Origin of the sequence: Burkholderia puraquae, assembly GCF_002099195.1 — a bacterium.
In the GTDB taxonomy this organism is placed as follows: domain Bacteria; phylum Pseudomonadota; class Gammaproteobacteria; order Burkholderiales; family Burkholderiaceae; genus Burkholderia; species Burkholderia puraquae.
Genome location: NZ_NBYX01000004.1, coordinates 163,925 through 180,812 on the forward strand (window position 1 = coordinate 163,925; position 16,888 = coordinate 180,812).

At 66.5% G+C, this 16,888-nt stretch carries 14 protein-coding genes; 10 read left to right on the top strand and 4 right to left on the bottom strand.

Annotated elements, in window-relative coordinates:
- Complete coding sequence (locus B7G54_RS10185) at positions 1-726, top strand: amino acid ABC transporter permease (RefSeq protein ID WP_085039194.1); 726 nt, start codon at positions 1-3, stop codon at positions 724-726.
- A gap of 181 nt (positions 727-907) precedes the next feature.
- On the opposite strand, the gene B7G54_RS10190 is transcribed toward B7G54_RS10185, so the two are convergent.
- Entirely contained in the window at positions 908-2,170 is a 1,263-nt protein-coding gene (locus B7G54_RS10190) for a M23 family metallopeptidase (protein ID WP_085038979.1), read from the bottom strand.
- A gap of 338 nt (positions 2,171-2,508) precedes the next feature.
- On the bottom strand, positions 2,509-3,156 hold the full coding sequence (locus tag B7G54_RS10195; RefSeq protein ID WP_085038980.1) for a TetR family transcriptional regulator: 648 nt from the start codon (positions 3,154-3,156) through the stop codon (positions 2,509-2,511).
- A gap of 150 nt (positions 3,157-3,306) precedes the next feature.
- Between B7G54_RS10195 and B7G54_RS10200 the strand changes: the two genes are divergently transcribed.
- The 7 genes from B7G54_RS10200 to B7G54_RS10235 all read left to right on the top strand — a co-directional run bounded on the left by B7G54_RS10200 (position 3,307) and on the right by B7G54_RS10235 (position 14,835).
- Entirely contained in the window at positions 3,307-4,506 is a 1,200-nt protein-coding gene (locus B7G54_RS10200; protein ID WP_085038981.1) for a MexX/AxyX family multidrug efflux RND transporter periplasmic adaptor subunit, read from the top strand.
- Positions 4,507-4,526: 20 nt separating this feature from the next.
- A complete protein-coding gene (locus B7G54_RS10205) occupies positions 4,527-7,664 on the top strand; it encodes a multidrug efflux RND transporter permease subunit (protein ID WP_085038982.1) in 3,138 nt (1,045 codons plus the stop codon).
- A complete protein-coding gene (locus B7G54_RS10210; RefSeq protein WP_085038983.1) occupies positions 7,664-9,124 on the top strand; it encodes an efflux transporter outer membrane subunit in 1,461 nt (486 codons plus the stop codon). Before B7G54_RS10205 ends, B7G54_RS10210 begins: the two co-directional genes overlap by 1 nt.
- Positions 9,125-9,962: 838 nt before the next feature.
- The gene (locus B7G54_RS10220) at positions 9,963-10,475 is read left to right on the top strand and encodes a fimbrial protein (RefSeq protein WP_085038984.1); all 513 of its coding nucleotides are present in this window, start codon (positions 9,963-9,965) and stop codon (positions 10,473-10,475) included.
- A gap of 88 nt (positions 10,476-10,563) precedes the next feature.
- Positions 10,564-13,050, top strand: coding sequence for a fimbria/pilus outer membrane usher protein (locus B7G54_RS10225; RefSeq protein WP_482764046.1), 2,487 nt, complete (start codon positions 10,564-10,566; stop codon positions 13,048-13,050).
- Between the two features lie 16 nt (positions 13,051-13,066).
- Positions 13,067-13,813 (top strand): fimbrial biogenesis chaperone, encoded by a 747-nt coding sequence (locus tag B7G54_RS10230; protein ID WP_085039195.1) that lies wholly within the window; start codon positions 13,067-13,069, stop codon positions 13,811-13,813.
- Complete coding sequence (locus B7G54_RS10235; protein ID WP_085038986.1) at positions 13,810-14,835, top strand: fimbrial protein; 1,026 nt, start codon at positions 13,810-13,812, stop codon at positions 14,833-14,835. Before B7G54_RS10230 ends, B7G54_RS10235 begins: the two co-directional genes overlap by 4 nt.
- Positions 14,836-15,124: 289 nt before the next feature.
- Here B7G54_RS10235 and B7G54_RS39015 read toward each other — a convergent pair whose 3' ends face one another.
- Both B7G54_RS39015 and B7G54_RS10245 read right to left on the bottom strand, forming a co-directional pair.
- Positions 15,125-15,262, bottom strand: a complete 138-nt coding sequence (locus tag B7G54_RS39015; protein WP_163008971.1) for an HHHH-motif protein — start codon at positions 15,260-15,262, stop codon at positions 15,125-15,127.
- Positions 15,263-15,309: 47 nt separating this feature from the next.
- Positions 15,310-15,549 (bottom strand): hypothetical protein, encoded by a 240-nt coding sequence (locus tag B7G54_RS10245; RefSeq protein ID WP_085038988.1) that lies wholly within the window; start codon positions 15,547-15,549, stop codon positions 15,310-15,312.
- Between the two features lie 324 nt (positions 15,550-15,873).
- Between B7G54_RS10245 and B7G54_RS10250 the strand changes: the two genes are divergently transcribed.
- Together B7G54_RS10250 and B7G54_RS10255 are read left to right on the top strand one after the other, a co-directional pair.
- Entirely contained in the window at positions 15,874-16,530 is a 657-nt protein-coding gene (locus tag B7G54_RS10250; protein WP_085038989.1) for an RNA polymerase factor sigma-70, read from the top strand.
- Positions 16,531-16,616: 86 nt separating this feature from the next.
- Complete coding sequence (locus tag B7G54_RS10255) at positions 16,617-16,859, top strand: MbtH family protein (protein ID WP_085038990.1); 243 nt, start codon at positions 16,617-16,619, stop codon at positions 16,857-16,859.
- Positions 16,860-16,888 lie beyond the last annotated feature (29 nt).

Genomic DNA, 16,888 nt, shown 5'->3' on the forward strand with positions numbered 1-16,888 from the left:
ATGGATCTCTCGCTGCTGTTCGCGAATCTCCCGTACCTGCTCGTCGGCGCGTTCCCGGAAGGGCCGCTCGGCGGCGCCGCGCTGTCGCTGCTGCTCGCGATCGCGTCGGCCGTCGCATCGGCCGTGCTCGGCATCGCGCTCGGTGTTGCGATGGCGCTCGCGCGCGGCCCCGCACGCGTGCTGCTGCTTGCGTTCATCGGCTTCTTTCGCGCGATTCCGGTGCTGATGCTGATTTTCTGGACCTACTTCCTGATGCCCATGCTGCTGCACATGGACGTGCCGGGGCTCGCGACGGTCGTATGCGCGCTCGCGCTGATCGGCGGCGCGTATCTCGCGCACGCTGTGCATGCGGGTATCGTCGCGGCCGGCGACGGGCAATGGCAGGCCGGGCTGTCGCTCGGGCTCACGCGCTGGCAGACGGTGCGCTACGTGCTGCTGCCGCAGGCGATCCGGATCATGACGCCGTCGTTCGTCAACCAGTGGGTCGCGCTCGTGAAGGACACGTCGCTCGCGTATATCGTCGGCGTGCCGGAGCTGTCGTTCGTCGCGACGCAGGTGAACAACCGGCTGATGGTGTACCCGGCGCCGATCTTCCTGTTCGTCGCGCTGATCTATCTGGTGCTGTGCACGTCACTCGACGGCGCGGCACGCTGGCTGCTGTCGCGCCGCCCGCGCGCGGAACGCGCCGTGCAGGCGGCGGCCGAGTACACGGAACCCGCGCGGTAACGGCATGCCGCGGCGCCGGCCATTGCTGCGACCGTTTCGATTTGCCTGTGAGGAAGTGCCGGTGAAGCTGCGCAGCGGACAGCCCGCCGGGCAGGTCGGGCCCGGCGGGCTGTACGGACAGGGACGGCAGAGGGCCGGCCGCGCGCCGCTGCTCGTCGAGCGACGGCGCGCGGCGGGTGCATCACGACGCCGAGTAATGCGTATTGAAGACCGCGCGCAGCGTCGAGGTATCGGTTGCGAAATCGCCCCACAGCGGCCCGTCGTTCCGCGCGAACGCGAACGGTGCCGTATTGACCGACGCGAGACGGAAGCGCCATTGCGCCGCTTCCTGGCGGAAGGCGGTGAGCTGCATGTCGGACAGCGCCGTCTGCGCGCTCGCGAGCGTGACGAGCGGGTCGACCGGATCGTTCGCGACGCGCACCTCGAAGTGCAGGTGCGGGCCCGTGGCGGCGCCGGTCATCCCGACCGAGCCGATGCGCTGGCCCTGCTTCACGGTCTCGCCCGTCTTGAGGCCGCGTGCGAATGCGGACAGGTGCGCGTAATAGGTCGAGTACCCATCGGCGTGATCGACGATCACGTAGCGGCCGTAGCCGCCCGGATCGGTGCCGACGAACGACACGACGCCGTCGGCCGCCGCATCGACGGGCGTACCGCTCGGCGCGGCGAGATCGACGCCCGTGTGGAACGCCATCGCCTGCGACAGCGGATGAATGCGCTCGCCGAAGAACGAGCTGATGCGCGTCCACTTGACCGGCATCGTGAATGCGGCGGCTTCGAGCGGCGAGCCGTCGAGCGCGTAGTACGCGCCGTGCTCGGCGCCCGGCGCACGGAACCAGATCGCGCCGAACGTGCGGCCGGCGACGCGCAGTTCGAGTGCGGTGAGGTGCGGCGTGCCGTCGTTCGTATCGAACGCGACGCGGTAGTAGTCGCCGCGCTGCGCGCTTGCACGCATCGCGACCTTGCCGCTGACGAGATCGCCGAGCTGGATGCGCACCTCGGGCGGCACGTCGAGACGGTTCAGCGTATCGGACAGCGTGAGCTCGATGTCGCCCGCGCGCATTCCGTGCTGGTTTTCAGGGGCTGCGAACTGGAACAGGTTCGCATAGCCGAGCATGTCGTTGCGGTGTGCGCTGAGCGGCGCGAACAAGCCCGGCTGCTGGCTGCGGTCGTTACGTTCGCCGGCATCGCCGCGCTCGCCGATCGTGCGGGCGAGCTCGCTCGTCACGAAATGCTGCGCGGTGGGAAACGGCGTGTCGGACAGCACGCGCTGCGGCAGCGCGGCCGTGCCCGAGTCGACGGCGCCCGGCAGTTGCGACACGGCCGGCAGCGCGGCAAGGCCGAGCGCGGCGAGGGCGCCGAGCACGGCGGCAGGGATGAGCGCGCGTGCGACGCGCTGCGCGCGGCCAGGCGCGAAAGCATCAGGGGTAGCGGCAGACTTGACCAAGGTGTCCACATCCAGGAGAGCGGTTCAAAGGGGTGTGGGCAGGGGCCACCGGCGGCACATCCGTCGGGCGGCGACGGGGCGGGCGGCGGGCGTGCAACAAAACAGGCCCCGCCAGGGGCCTGTATCGTTTCCGTTCGACCCAACGCGCGGGGCGGGCCCGCTTCGAACGGCGGCGTGCATACCGGGTCGAACCCGGTTATCACGAAGACGCTAAAGAAAGATGACAGCGTCAGTCTACCGATGTTCCGCGAAACGTTAAAAATTTTAAAGGGGGTCAGCTCATTCGTTTCGCAGTGCGGTAAATCGGGTTAAATCAGCATTTATTACGACAATTCCCATCAGTCCGGCAATTTGTGCGCGCGGCGGCGCAGCGCGGTGGACGTGCGCACGGCGTCGAAACTGGCGTCGAGCATGGCTTCGGCGTCGTTCCACAGGTTGCCGCGCAGCCGGTTGGTCCAGATCATCGACGCGAACACGCCTTCGAGCAGCGACACGAGATAGACGGCGGCCAGATGCACGTCGAGATCGGCGGCGATTTCGCCGGCCGCGATCGCGCGGCGCAGCAGCGCCTTCGTGATCCGCAGCATCTGCAATTCGAGCAGCATGCGGCGCCGCTGCAGCGCGCCGTTTTCTTCGCTCTGCTCGCACTTCGTATAGAGGATCACGAGCACGCGCTGCATCGGGCCCGGCTCGCCGCATTCCTGCAGATAGTGCGAGGCGGCGCGCCGCAGCGTGGCAAGCGGGGGCAGCCCGTCGCCCGCGTCGAAGCCTTCCGACGTGCGGGCGAACGCGCGGTCGCACATCGCGAGACACACCTCCATCTTGTTGCGGTAGTGGCCGTAGACGGCGCCCCGCGACATCCCGGCGGCCTCGGCGAGGTCCGCCATCGCGGTTTGCGCAACGCCCTTCTCGAGCAGCACGAGCTCGGCGGCATCGAGGATCCGGTGCTTGATGGCGAGCGATTCTTCGCGGGTCTTGCGGGCCATGTCCTGAAATTCCTTACAGTTCGCTGTCGTTTTATTGAGACAGTGTGACGGTCAGATTGAAACGGCGTGTATTTAATCAGTCGTGACTGATTATAATCGGCCACCCTGAGCCGCCGCATTTTATCGGTGGCGAACGATCCGAGGTCACACATGAATAACAATCGCTCCCTGTTGCGCCACCGGCTGGTGCCGTTCGCGCTGGCGGCCGTGCTGGCCCTGGCCGGATGTGGAAAGGGCGACAAGGACGCCGCGCCGGAGGCCGCGAAACAGGCAACGGTCGTGACGGTGCGCCCGACGGCCGTGCCGATGACCGTCGAATTGCCGGGCCGGCTCGACGCGTACCGGCAGGCGGAAGTGCGCGCGCGGGTTGCGGGCATCGTCACCGCGCGCACTTACGAGGAAGGCCAGGAGGTGAAGCAGGGCGCCGTGCTGTTCCGCATCGATCCCGCGCCGCTGAAGGCCGCACGCGATGCCGCGCAGGGTGCGCTCGCGAAGGCGCAGGCCGCCGCGCTCGCGGCGACCGACAAGCGCCGCCGTTACGACGATCTCGTGCGCGATCGCGCGGTGAGCGAGCGCGACCACACCGAAGCCGTCGCGGCGGATACCCAGGCGAAGGCCGAGGTCGCCTCCGCGAAGGCGGAGCTCGCACGGGCGCAGTTGCAGCTCGACTATGCGACCGTCACCGCGCCGATCGCGGGCCGCGCACGGCGCGCACTCGTGACCGAAGGCGCGCTCGTCGGCCAGAACGAGGCGACGCCGCTCACGACCGTCGAGCAGCTCGATCCGATCTACGTGAATTTCTCGCAGCCGGCCGCCGACGTCGACGCGTTGCGCCGCGCAGTGAAGAGCGGGCGTGCGACGGGCATTGCGCAGCACGACATCGCGGTGACGCTGCTGCGCGCCGACGGCACCGCATATCCGCTGAAGGGCAAGCTGCTGTTCAGCGATCTCGCGGTCGATCCGACCACCGACACCGTCGCGATGCGCGCGCTGTTCCCGAATCCGGAGCGCGAGCTGCTGCCGGGCGCGTATGTGCGGATCGCACTCGATACGGCGGTCGACCAGCGGGCGATCCTCGTGCCGCGCGATGCGCTGCTGCGCACGACCGATCGCACGTCGGTGCGTGTCGTCGGCACGAACGGCAAGGTCAAGGACGTCGAGGTCGCAGCCGACCAGATGAGCGGCCGTGACTGGCGCATCACGCGCGGCCTCGCGGGCGGCGAGCGCGTGATCGTCGACAACGCCGCGCAGTTCGCGCCCGATACGGCCGTCAAGCCCGTCGAGCAGGCGCCGCCGTCGAAGGCGGCGCCGGCAGCGGCCGCTTCGCAGGCGGCCGCCCGTCAAACCTGACCGGTTCACACCAGACCACCATGGCACGTTTCTTCATCGATCGCCCCGTCTTCGCGTGGGTGATCGCAATCTTCTTCATGCTGGGCGGCGCATTCGCGATTCGCGCGCTGCCCGTTGCGCAGTACCCGGACATCGCACCGCCCGTCGTCAGCATCTATGCGACGTACCCGGGCGCGTCCGCGCAGGTCGTCGAGGAATCGGTGACCGCGCTGATCGAGCGCGAAATGAACGGGGCGCCGGGGCTGATGTATACGTCGGCGACGAGTAGTGCCGGGGCCGCGTCGCTGTACCTGACGTTCAAGCAGGGCGTGAACGCCGATCTCGCAGCCGTCGAAGTGCAGAACCGGCTGAAGACGGTCGAGGCGCGGCTGCCCGAACCCGTGCGGCGCGACGGCATCCAGGTCGAGAAGGCCGCCGACAACATCCAGTTCGTCGTGTCGCTGACGTCCGACGACGGCCGGATGACCGACATGCAACTCGGCGAGTACGCGTCGGCGAACGTCGTGCAGGCGCTGCGCCGCGTGGACGGCGTCGGCCGCGTGCAGTTCTGGGGCGCCGAATATGCGATGCGGATCTGGCCCGACCCGGTGAAGATGGCCGGGCACGGCCTCACCGCGTCGGATATTGCGTCGGCGGTGCGCGCACACAACGCGCGCGTGACGATCGGCGACATCGGCCGCGCTGCGGTGCCGGCCAGCGCGCCGATCGCGGCGACCGTGTTCGCCGATGCGCCGCTGAAGACGCCGGCCGATTTCGGCGCGATCGCGCTGCGCACGCAGGCCGACGGCTCCGCGCTGTACTTGCGCGACGTCGCGCGCGTCGAGTTCGGCGGCAACGACTACAACTATCCGTCGTACGTGAACGGCAAGGTCGCGACCGGGATGGGCATCAAGCTCGCGCCGGGCTCGAACGCGGTATCCACCGAAAAGCGCGTGCGCGCGACGATGGACGAGCTGTCCGCGTACTTCCCGCCGGGCGTGAAGTACCAGATCCCGTACGAGACGTCGTCGTTCGTGCGTGTGTCGATGAACAAGGTCGTCACGACGCTGATCGAGGCCGGCGTGCTCGTGTTCCTCGTGATGTTCCTGTTCATGCAGAACCTGCGCGCGACGCTGATCCCGACGCTCGTCGTGCCGGTCGCGCTCGCGGGCACGTTCGGCGTGATGTATGCGGCGGGCTTCTCGATCAACGTGCTGACGATGTTCGGCATGGTGCTCGCGATCGGCATTCTCGTCGACGACGCGATCGTCGTGGTCGAGAACGTCGAGCGGCTGATGGTCGAGGAGGGGCTGGGGCCCTACGACGCGACGGTCAAGGCGATGAAGCAGATCAGCGGCGCGATCGTCGGGATCACCGTGGTGCTGACGTCGGTGTTCGTGCCGATGGCGTTCTTCGGCGGCGCGGTGGGCAACATCTACCGGCAGTTCGCGCTGTCGCTCGCGGTGTCGATCGGCTTCTCGGCCTTCCTCGCGCTGTCGCTGACGCCCGCACTGTGCGCGACGCTGCTCAAGCCCGTGTCCGGCGACCATCACGAGAAGCGCGGCTTCTTCGGCTGGTTCAACCGCTTCGTCGCGCGTGCGACGCAGCGTTACGCGACGCGGGTCGGCAAGATGCTGAAGAAGCCGGTGCGCTGGCTCGTCGTGTACGGCGCGCTGACCGGCGCTGCGGGGCTGATGCTTACGCAGCTGCCGACCGCGTTCCTGCCGGACGAGGACCAGGGCAACTTCATGGTGATGGTGATCCGGCCGCAAGGCACGCCGCTCGCGGAAACGATGCAGAGCGTGCGGGAAGTCGAGTCGACCATCCGCCGCGATGAGCCGATCGCGTTCACGTACGCGCTCGGCGGCTTCAACCTGTACGGTGAAGGGCCGAACGGCGGGATGATCTACGTCACGCTGAAGAACTGGAAGGAGCGCAAGAGCGAAAGCGATCACGTGCAGGCGATCGTCGCGCGCATCAACGAGCGCTTCGCGAGCACGCCGAACACGACGGTGTTCGCGATGAACTCGCCGGCGCTGCCCGATCTCGGCTCGACGAGCGGCTTCGACTTCCGGCTGCAGAATCGCGGCGGGCTCGACTACGCGACGTTCAGCGCCGCGCGTGAGCAACTGCTTGCGGCGGGCCGCAAGGATCCGGCGTTGACCGACCTGATGTTCGCCGGCACGCAGGACGCGCCGCAGCTGAAGCTCGACATCGATCGCGCGAAGGCGTCCGCGCTCGGCGTGTCGATGGACGAAATCAACACGACGCTCGCGGTGATGTTCGGCTCCGACTATATCGGCGACTTCATGCACGGCACGCAGGTGCGGCGCGTGGTCGTGCAGGCCGACGGGTTGCACCGGCTCGATCCGGACGACGTGAAGAAACTGCGCGTGCGCAACTCGCGCGGCGAGATGGTGCCGCTCGCGGCGTTCACGACGCTGCACTGGACGCTCGGGCCGCCGCAGCTCACGCGCTACAACGGCTTTCCGTCGTTCACGATCAACGGCTCGGCCGCGGAAGGCCACAGCAGCGGCGAGGCGATGGCCGCGATCGAGCGACTCGCCGCGAAGCTGCCGCCCGGCACCGGCTTCTCGTGGTCGGGGCAGTCGTTCGAGGAGCGGCTGTCGGGTGCGCAGGCGCCGATGCTGTTCGCGCTGTCGGTGCTCGTCGTGTTCCTCGCGCTCGCGGCGCTGTACGAGAGCTGGTCGATTCCGTTCGCGGTGATGCTGGTGGTGCCGCTCGGCGTGATCGGTGCGGTGCTCGGCGTCACGCTGCGGATGATGCCGAACGACATCTACTTCAAGGTGGGGCTGATCGCGACGATCGGGTTGTCCGCGAAGAACGCGATCCTGATCGTCGAAGTCGCGAAGGACCTGGTCGCGCAGCGCATGTCGCTCGTCGATGCGGCGCTCGAGGCCGCGCGCCTGCGGCTGCGGCCGATCGTGATGACGTCGCTCGCGTTCGGCGTCGGCGTGCTGCCGCTCGCGTTCGCGTCGGGCGCCGCGTCCGGCGCGCAGATGGCGATCGGCACCGGCGTGCTGGGCGGCGTGATCACGGCGACCGTGCTCGCGGTGTTCCTCGTCCCGCTGTTTTTCGTGATCGTCGGCCGCCTGTTCGACGTCGGCCCGCGCCGGCGCGGCGGGGCGCAGCCGGCGACGATGGAGGGTTCTCGATAATGTTTGCGCTGAATGCACGCGCCGCGCTGCGGATTCAGGTTGCGCTGGCCGCCGCGCTCGCGCTGGCCGGCTGCTCGCTTGCGCCGCGTTACGAGCGGCCGGCGGCGCCGGTGCCGGCCACCTATGCGCCGGTCGATGGCAGTACCGCACCGGCTTCGGCCGCGGCGTCGCCCGCCGACGCCGCGCTGCTCGACGACTGGCGCACCTACTTTACCGATGCCGCGCTGCAGGCATGGATCGACGCGGCGCTTGCGAACAACCGCGACCTGCGGGTCGCGGCCGGCCGGCTCGAGGAAGCGCGCGCGCTGTACGGCGTGCAGCGCGCGGATCGGATGCCGTCGGTCGATGCGAATGTGGGCTATGACCGTGCGCGCCAGTACGATCCGGTCGTGCGCCAAAGCGCGATCAGCGGGCTGTATCGCGCGGGCGTCGGCGTCAGCGCGTACGAGCTCGACCTGTTCGGCCGTGTGCGCAGCCTGTCGGATGCGGCGCTCGCCGAATATTTCGCGACGGCCGACGCACAACGCACGGTTCGCATCGGCGTGATCGCCGACGTGGCGGGCGCTTATGTATCGGAGCGCTCGCTGCACGAACAGCTCGCGCTGGCGCAGCGTACGCTGGATGCGCGCGAACACATGGCAGCGCTCACGCAGCGCCGCTATGCGGCCGGCACGAGCGACGCAATCGAGCTGCGCTCGGCCGAGATGCTGGTGGCATCCGCGCGCGCGTCGCAGGCTGCGCTGCAGCGTGAGCATGCGCAATCCGTGCGGGCGCTGCAGTTGCTCGCGGGCGACTTCGCGCGCAACGTGCCGGGCGACACGACCGCGCTCGACACGCTGTCGATCGCGCCCGTGGCGCCCGGCGCACCGAGTGCGCTGCTCGAACGGCGGCCGGACATCCGGCAGGCGGAAGCGCGGCTCCAGGCCGCCAACGCGCAGATCGGCGCCGCGCGCGCAGCGTTCTTCCCGCGCATCGCGCTGACGACCGACTACGGCTCGGTCAGCGACGCGTTCTCGAGCCTGTTCACGGGCGGCACGAGCGTGTGGACGTTCGCGCCGCGCATCACGCTGCCGATCTTCGCGGGCGGCCGCAATCGCGCGAACCTCGACGTCGCGAATGCGCGCAAGCACATCGCGGTTGCCGATTACGAGAAGACGGTGCAGACCGCGTTCCGCGAAGTGGCCGACGCGTTCGCCGCGCGCGACTGGATCGATCGCCAGCTGGCCGCACAGCAGGACGTGTATGCGGCCGACGGCGCGCGGCTGAAGCTCGCAGAGCGGCGCTATGCGGGCGGTGTCGCGACGTATCTCGAACTGCTCGACGCGCAGCGCAGCACGTACGAGTCGGGGCAGGAGCTGATCCGGCTCAAGCAGCTCAGGCTCGCGAATGCGATCGCGCTGTACCGTGCGCTGGGTGGCGGCTGGTCGCCGGCGTCGGCAGAGGGCGCGGCTTCCGCGTAAGGCCCGTCGCCTGACGCGACAACGCGCCGGGCGGCACGACGGCGGCGGTACGCTTCGACGTGCCGCCGCTGCTTCCTTCGACCGATATCGCTGTTCCCGCGATATCTTTCCCCGCTGACCGGCAGGGCAGGACGTCTTTCATCCTGCAGCAGCGCGCACGTGCGCGTTCCGAAACGGATCTCGTCCGGCGACCGCTCGTGTCGCCATCCCGCGCAAACGTGTGCGGGTCATTTTCCCTTTTTCTTCCTCTGCGATGCGGCCCGGATGCCGGGTTCCGGCGACCGCGCATGCATGCGATTTACGATCCGGAATTGACTGCCGAATTAATCCGTGTATTGGAAATAATGAGGGCGGCAAAGTGTCGCAGTAAAACGTTTGTATTCATTTCGCAATCGTTTGCGCGAAAAGATTGGTTTGATTGAATCGCTGGTTAATTTCCTGTTTGTTGAAAATGATTTGATATTCGCGTTGTCGTCGGGCAACGATGGCGGCTCAGGACAATGTTTTGTCTTTTTTGAGGCGGATCTTTCGAGCACCAATACCAGTAAGGGTGAGCGGGGTGGTGCCAGCTATCTTCAGAAAATATCTTTAATCTTCAATCGCTTCCGAAGAATAAAAAAGGACTGCGGATAAAAATGACGGGATTGAAAATAGACAGGAAATAGTGCGGGTTTAGAGAGATAAATCGAACATTGTCAGAAGGATTTGACAATGATTTACAGAAAACTTTCATGATTATCTCGATAATGCCGCCTCGTGACGGACGGGAGCCAACCACACGCTGCCGTTTGTGTCCGCCACGTCATCTACTCCATTTGCACTCCTTACGGGTAACGTCATGAAAAAATCCCTCCTGACCGCTGTCGCACTCGCGGCCCTGTCGACCTCGGCCTTCGCAGCGGGCACCGGCACGATCAACTTCACGGGCGAGATCGTCGCGGGCGCATGCGGCATCGATGCGGGCTCGGTCAACCAGACCGTCCAGCTCGGCAAGGTGCCGACCAACGTGTTCAAGAAGGCTGGCGACAAGTCCACGCCGGTTGATTTCGAGATCAAGCTGACGGATTGCGACACCAGCATTTCGAAGCAGGCGAAGTTCACGTTCACGGGCACGTCGAACGCAACGCAGCCGAAGCTGCTCGCGACGATCGGTTCCGCAACCAACGTCGGCATCCGCCTGCAGAGCTCGTCGGGTGAATACCTCGACAACGGCGTCGAGCAAGCTGCGCCGACGTTGCTGTCGAACGGCAACAACGTCGTGAAGTTCGCGGCAAGCTACGAAGCGACGGCAGCCGGCGTGACGCCGGGTACGGCCGACAGCGTCGCGAACTTCACGGTTCGCTACGAGTAAGCGTCCGTATGGGAGGAGGGGGCATGCATTCCTTCCTCCCTCTTCTTTCCTTCCCGTTTTCTTCTCCTCGAATTTCCGGTAGCGCCGCGTGCGAATCAGACATTCCTTCCTTTGCGTCTCCGTGCTGGTGGTCGGCAGCCAGGGCCATGCGACGGAATTCAATTCGTCGTTTCTCGACATCGACGGAGCGAGCAACGTCGACCTGGCGCAGTTCTCGCAGGCCGACTTCACGCTGCCGGGCGAGTACATGCTCGACGTGCAGGTCAACGACCTGTTCCTCGGGCTGCAGGCGATCGAGTTCGTGGCCGTCGACACGTCCGGTGCGGGCAAGCCATGCCTGCGTCCGGAACTCGTCGCGCGGTTCGGCCTGAAGCCGTCGCTTGCGAAGGACCTGCCGCGTTTCCAGGGCGGAAGCTGCGTCGACCTGACGGCGATCGAAGGGGCAACCGTGCGCTACCTGAAGAGCGACGGGCGGCTCAGGATCACGATTCCGCAGGCCGCGCTCGAGTTCACCGATTCGACCTACCTGCCGCCGGAGAACTGGTCGGAAGGGATTCCCGGCGCGATGCTCGACTATCGCGTGATCGCGAACACGAACCGCAATTTCGGCGCGACAGGCCGACAGACCAATTCGATCCAGGCCTACGGGACGATCGGCGCGAACTGGGACGCATGGCGCTTTCGCGGCGACTACCAGGCGCAGTCGAACGTGGGCAACACGGCGTACGCGGACCGCACGTTCCGCTTCAGCCGGCTTTACGCATTTCGCGCGCTGCCGTCGATCCAGTCGACGGCGACGTTCGGCGACGACTACCTGAGCTCCGACATTTTCGACACGTTCGCGCTGACGGGCGCGTCGATCCGCAGCGACGACCGCATGCTGCCGCCATCGTTGCGCGGCTATGCACCGCTGATCTCGGGGGTCGCGCGCACCAACGCGACCGTGACCGTGTCGCAGGCGGGCCGCGTGCTGTACGTGACGCGCGTGTCGCCCGGCGCCTTTGCGCTGCAGAACATCAACACGAGCGTGCAGGGCACGCTCGACGTCGCGGTCGAGGAAGAGGACGGCAGCGTGCAGCGCTTCCAGGTGACGACGGCCGCCGTGCCGTTCCTCGCGCGTACCGGGCAATTGCGCTACAAGATGGCGCTCGGCAAGCCGCGCCAGTTCGGCGGCGCCGGCATTACGCCGTTCTTCGGCTTTGGCGAGCTTGCGTACGGCCTGCCGCTGGACTTCACCGTGTATGGCGGTTTCATCGCCGCATCGGGCTATACGTCGATCGCGCTGGGCCTCGGCCGCGATTTCGGGACGTTCGGCGCGCTGTCGGCCGACGTCACGCATGCGCGGGCGCGCCTGTGGTGGAACGGCGCGACGCGCAACGGCAACTCGTACCGCGTCAACTATTCGAAGCACTTCGACACGCTCGACGCCGACGTGCGCTTCTTCGGCTACCGCTTTTCGGAGCGCGAGTACACGAACTTCGCGCAGTTCACGGGCGACCCGACCTCCTACGGCCTTGCCAACAGCAAGCAGCGCTATTCGGCATCGATGTCGAAGCGCTTCGGCGACACGTCGACCTATTTCTCGTACGACCAGACGACCTACTGGGCACGCGCGTCCGAGCAGCGCGTCGGCGTCACGCTGACGCGCGCGTTCTCGATCGGCGCGCTGCGCAACCTGAGCGTAAACGTGTCGGCATTTCGCACGCAGAGCGCGGGCGCGAGCGGCAACCAGTTCTCCGTCACCGCGACGTTGCCGATCGGCGTCAAACACACCGTCACGTCGAACGTGACGACGGGCGGCGGCAGCACGAGCGTGAACGCCGGCTACATCTACGACGATTCGGACGGCCGCACCTACCAGATCAATACGGGCGCGACCGACGGCCGGGCATCGGCGAATGCGAGCTTCCGGCAGCGCACGTCGTTGTACCAGCTCACCGCGCAGGCGTCGACGCTTGCCAACTCGTATGCAGCCGCGTCGCTCGAGGTCGACGGCTCGTTCGTCGCGACGCAGTACGGCCTCTCCGCGCACGCGAACGGCAATGCGGGCGATACGCGCTTGCTGGTGTCGACCGACGGCGTGCCCGACGTGCCGCTGTCCGGCTCGCTCACGCATACCGATTCGCGCGGCTATGGGGTGCTCGACGGCATCTCGCCGTACAACGTGTACGACGCGACCGTCAACGTCGAGAAGCTGCCGCTCGAAGTGCAGGTGACGAACCCGATCCAGCGCATGGTGCTGACCGACGGCGCGATCGGCTTCGTGAAGTTCACCGCTGCGCGCGGCAGCAACCTGTACCTCACGTTGGCCGACGCGGCCGGCAAGCCGCTGCCGTTCGGTGCGTCGGTGCAGGACGCGGCGAACGGCAAGGAGCTTGGCATCGTCGGCGAGGGCGGCGCAGCGTTCCTGACACAGGTTCAGCCGAAATCCACGCTCGCGGTGCGGGCGGGCGAACGCACGCTCTGCACGGTCGATGCACTGCCGAACCAGCTCCAACTCGAAGGCACGCCGATCCCGGTGACGTGCCAGACGCCCGGCGAGTCGCATGCAGCGGCTGCGCGGGTCGAACGATGATTCCACGGATCCAGCGATGAACAACTCCTTCTCCCTTTCCTTTCCGCGGCGTGCATGGTGCGTGCTCGCAACCGCCGGCGTACTGCTCGCGGGTGCCGCACAGGCGGCGATCGTTCCGGACCGTACGCGCGTGATCTTCAACGAAGGCGAACAGGCCGCGATCGTCACGATCACCAACAAGAGCGCGACCTATCCGTATCTCGTGCAGTCGTGGCTCGAGGACGCGAAACACAACAAGGTCACGTCGCCGCTGATGGTCGTGCCGCCGCTGCAGCGCGTCGAGGCGAACGAGCGCAACGTGCTGCGGATCGCGAAGCTGCCCGGTGCCGAGCTGCCGGCCGATCGCGAAACGGTGTTCTACCTGAACATCCGCGAAGTGCCGCCGAAGAGCGATACGCCGAACTCGCTGCAGATCGCGCTGCATACGCAGATGAAGCTGTTCTACCGGCCAAAGGCCGTGCAGCCCGTGCGCGACGAGGACTGGACGCTGCCGATGACGCTGCGCGTGGACGCGGCCGCGCACAAGCTGGTGTTCGACAACCCGACGCCGTACCACATCACGATTGTCGACATGGCGTCGGGTGCACAGAAGACGCCCGTGCCGCTGGACCCGGTAATGGTCAGCCCGATGAGCACGGCCGACGTGCCATTCAAGGCAGCGACGCCGGCGACGCTGTTCGTCACGCATATCGACGATTACGGCGGCCAGGTGGCGGTCGAGTATGCGTGCGAGGGCGGTGCTTGCAAGAGCGTGAAGAAATGAGCGGGGGCATGCGCCACCAGGGATCGCCGGCCGCATGGCTGCGCTGGATCGTGCTTCTGTTGCTGGTTGCGGCCGTGCAGCCAGCATGGGCATTGCGCTGTCTGACCAACAGCGGCGCGACTTCGTTGACCGAGCCGATCGGCGGCGTTGCGTCGTATCCGACCGATGCGCCCGACGGCTATGTGATCTGGGTGTCGCCGGTACGCACGACGTCGGGGTATTGCTACAAGGATCTGGGTGACGCCGACAGCCTGAAGGTCGTCGACAATATCTACTTCTACGCGAATCCGAACCGCACGAACCCTGTCGCATGGGGGCTCGAGATCGGCATCCGCTACAAGGGCATCGATTACTTCGACAAGACCAGCAATCGCGGCGGCGGCGTGTTTACCGGGTATTCGGTGCCTCCATGCAGCAGGTACGACTTCGACCGGGGGCGGTGCCAGCGGACGAACATCAGCATCGACTATCAGGTCGTCGTGCGCAAGAAGGGCAACTGGGTCCAGCCGCCGGGCGATATCTATACGGTGTTCCAGTTTGACGGCGAGTTCGGGCTGAATGCGTTCGGCACCAGCTTTCAGTACCGCCTGAGCGGCCTGCGCAACCTCAAGCCGACGCCGTGCTTCGTCGACGTACTCGTGACGCCCGAGCCGGGCATCGTCAATTTCGGGCAGGTGCAGGCCTCGGGCAACGGGTTCCTGCCGGCCGTGCCGCGCAAGCGGTTTTCGCTGTCTCTGACCAAAAAGTGCAGCATTCCGGTGCGCGTCGACGGTTACTTCGAAGCGACGAAGGGTACTGTGCAGAACGGCCTGCTGGTGCCTGAAAGCAAGAGCAACTTTGGCATCGGCCTGGAAGACAGCCAGGGCAAGCCGATCGAATTCAACAAGCAATTCACGCTCACGCAGTTTCCGGCCAATGTCGCCAATCAGAGCGTGTTGCTCGACGCGGTGCTCAAGTCGTTCGGACCACCGAAGATCGGGCCGTTCGATGCGTCCGCCACGATCCGGATTTTCCTGTATTGAGCGTTACACGGTATGAGCGATGTGTTTCGCAAAACGACGTCGCCTGCACCGGAACTTCATTGACGAACCGACGGAGGAGAAGAGGATGCTACGGGCGTCGCAGCCGAAGGTGGCGTCACGCATGCTGGCGGCAAAGCCGAACGCAGCGATGCGGCGAGACGTCTGCCGCATGCCTGTCACCCCGGCGCGGCTGGCGTAATGCCGGTTGCTGCTGCCGGCCGCACGCTAGCGGTCGCGGTCGCATGAAAGCGATGAAACAAGGCGCCGGTTGCCCGGCGCCTTGTTTCGTTTACCGCACCCAGCGGCAAACCTTGTGATGGTGATGCTCGAAGTGGCACACGCGGTGCGGATGCGCTTCGGCGATGGCCGGCACGAGCACGGCGGCGGCGAGCGCCGCGACGGTCAGGGTCTTGAGTAACGTCTTCATGTTTGAGGTCCTGTCGTTGGATAGCGGATCACGGGAGCGGCAGCGCATTACCACTGCGGCCGCTGATCGTCGCGATGGTCATCCCGGCGATCGTCGCGGCGGTCGTCATGCCCGCCGGAATGCCGAGCCTCCCAGTCGCGGCGCTCCCAGTAGCGATTTCCGTCCCAGTAACGATCGCCATGCCAGCCGATCGTGACTTCGGCCGGGGCAGGATAGGCGACGCATCCGGTGAGCATCACGCTCGACAGCGCACCCACCATGACAGCGGATAACACGATGGATTTCATGTTGTTCTCCCTTGGAAACGGCACGTCGATCGTACGAGCCCTCAAAATTTCACGTCGTAATAAGTTGCTACCGCACATGACGAGTGCAGGCATTTCGTCAGACGCGTGAAAGGTCGTGTCGGCGCTACGCCCGGCGCGCGCGCCGGGCGGACACGCCGGAGCCGCGTGCCGCGCCCGATGGCACACGTCGCATCTGTCCCGGCAACGACTTCGCCAATTGTTCAGACAAATCCCGACAACCGAAAGGGTCATCCTGTAATCGGATTGAGAATGATTTGCGTTTACGTTAAATTGCGCTATCTCGGAATTTGACGGAGCAGATCGATGGCGATGGCGGAAGTGCTCGACCGACCGGCGGCGGCAGCGGCGAACCCGTTCCTCGGCAGTTGTCCCGACCGGCCGCTGCGTGCGCGCCGAGCCGCGGAGCCTCGTGCGCAGGGGGCGTTGCTCGACGTGCTGATCTCGCATCGCGCGATGCTCGTCAATGTCGCGCGCGGCTTCGTCGGCTGCGCGAGCCGCGCCGAGGACGTCGTGCACGACGTGTTCGTGAAGCTCGTCGATTTCCCGAACCAGGACGCGGTGCGCCAGCCGGTCGCGTACGTGACGCGGATGGTGCGCAATGCGTCGATCGACGCGTGCCGCCGGCAAAGCCTCGAGAACGTCTATCACACGGAAGAGGACGACGGCTTCGACGTGCCGTCGCCCGAGCCGACGCCGGAAGCCGCGCTGCTGACGCGCGATACGCTGCGGCGCGTGTGGGCCGCTCTCGACGATCTGCCGGCGCGCAGCCGAGCGGCATTCGAGATGGTGCGGCTGCGTGAGGAGACGCTGCAGACCGCGGCGCGCGCGCTGAACGTGTCGCAGACGCTCGTGCATTTCATGGTGCGCGACGCGGAGCGCCACTGCGCGGAATGCCTCGACGCATGCCATCGCGGCGTCGCGTGCCCGGTGTTCCTCGGCGGCCGCGCACGGCGCCGGTAAAAAACCGCGCCGGCCAATCGTCTATCAGACAGGAGCGGCCGAAACCGCCGCTTCGCCACCTTCAACCGCCTCAGCGATTTCCGATCATGACGCAAGCCACGACGCTTTCCGCCGACACCGACGACCTCGTCTATACGGTCGTCATCAACGACGAAGAACAGTATTCGATCTGGCCGACGTTCCGGCCCGTGCCGGCCGGCTGGCGCGAGGTCGGCGTGAGCGGCCCGAAAGCCGACTGTCTCGCGCACATCGAGACCGTCTGGACCGACATGCGCCCCGCGAGCCTGCGCCGCGCAATGGACGGCGAGCGCGCATCGCGCGCGTCGTGACCCGCCGCGCCGCGTTTGCGGCGCGCCAC

Coding starts and splice junctions, on each gene's coding strand:
- B7G54_RS10185 (WP_085039194.1), top strand. CDS start 1: ATGGATCTCTCGCTGCTGTTCGCGAATCTCCCGTACCTGCTCGTCGGC.
- B7G54_RS10195 (WP_085038980.1), bottom strand. CDS start 3,156: ATGGCCCGCAAGACCCGCGAAGAATCGCTCGCCATCAAGCACCGGATC.
- B7G54_RS10200 (WP_085038981.1), top strand. CDS start 3,307: ATGAATAACAATCGCTCCCTGTTGCGCCACCGGCTGGTGCCGTTCGCG.
- B7G54_RS10205 (WP_085038982.1), top strand. CDS start 4,527: ATGGCACGTTTCTTCATCGATCGCCCCGTCTTCGCGTGGGTGATCGCA.
- B7G54_RS10210 (WP_085038983.1), top strand. CDS start 7,664: ATGTTTGCGCTGAATGCACGCGCCGCGCTGCGGATTCAGGTTGCGCTG.
- B7G54_RS10220 (WP_085038984.1), top strand. CDS start 9,963: ATGAAAAAATCCCTCCTGACCGCTGTCGCACTCGCGGCCCTGTCGACC.
- B7G54_RS10230 (WP_085039195.1), top strand. CDS start 13,067: ATGAACAACTCCTTCTCCCTTTCCTTTCCGCGGCGTGCATGGTGCGTG.
- B7G54_RS10235 (WP_085038986.1), top strand. CDS start 13,810: ATGAGCGGGGGCATGCGCCACCAGGGATCGCCGGCCGCATGGCTGCGC.
- B7G54_RS39015 (WP_163008971.1), bottom strand. CDS start 15,262: ATGAAGACGTTACTCAAGACCCTGACCGTCGCGGCGCTCGCCGCCGCC.
- B7G54_RS10245 (WP_085038988.1), bottom strand. CDS start 15,549: ATGAAATCCATCGTGTTATCCGCTGTCATGGTGGGTGCGCTGTCGAGC.
- B7G54_RS10250 (WP_085038989.1), top strand. CDS start 15,874: ATGGCGATGGCGGAAGTGCTCGACCGACCGGCGGCGGCAGCGGCGAAC.
- B7G54_RS10255 (WP_085038990.1), top strand. CDS start 16,617: ATGACGCAAGCCACGACGCTTTCCGCCGACACCGACGACCTCGTCTAT.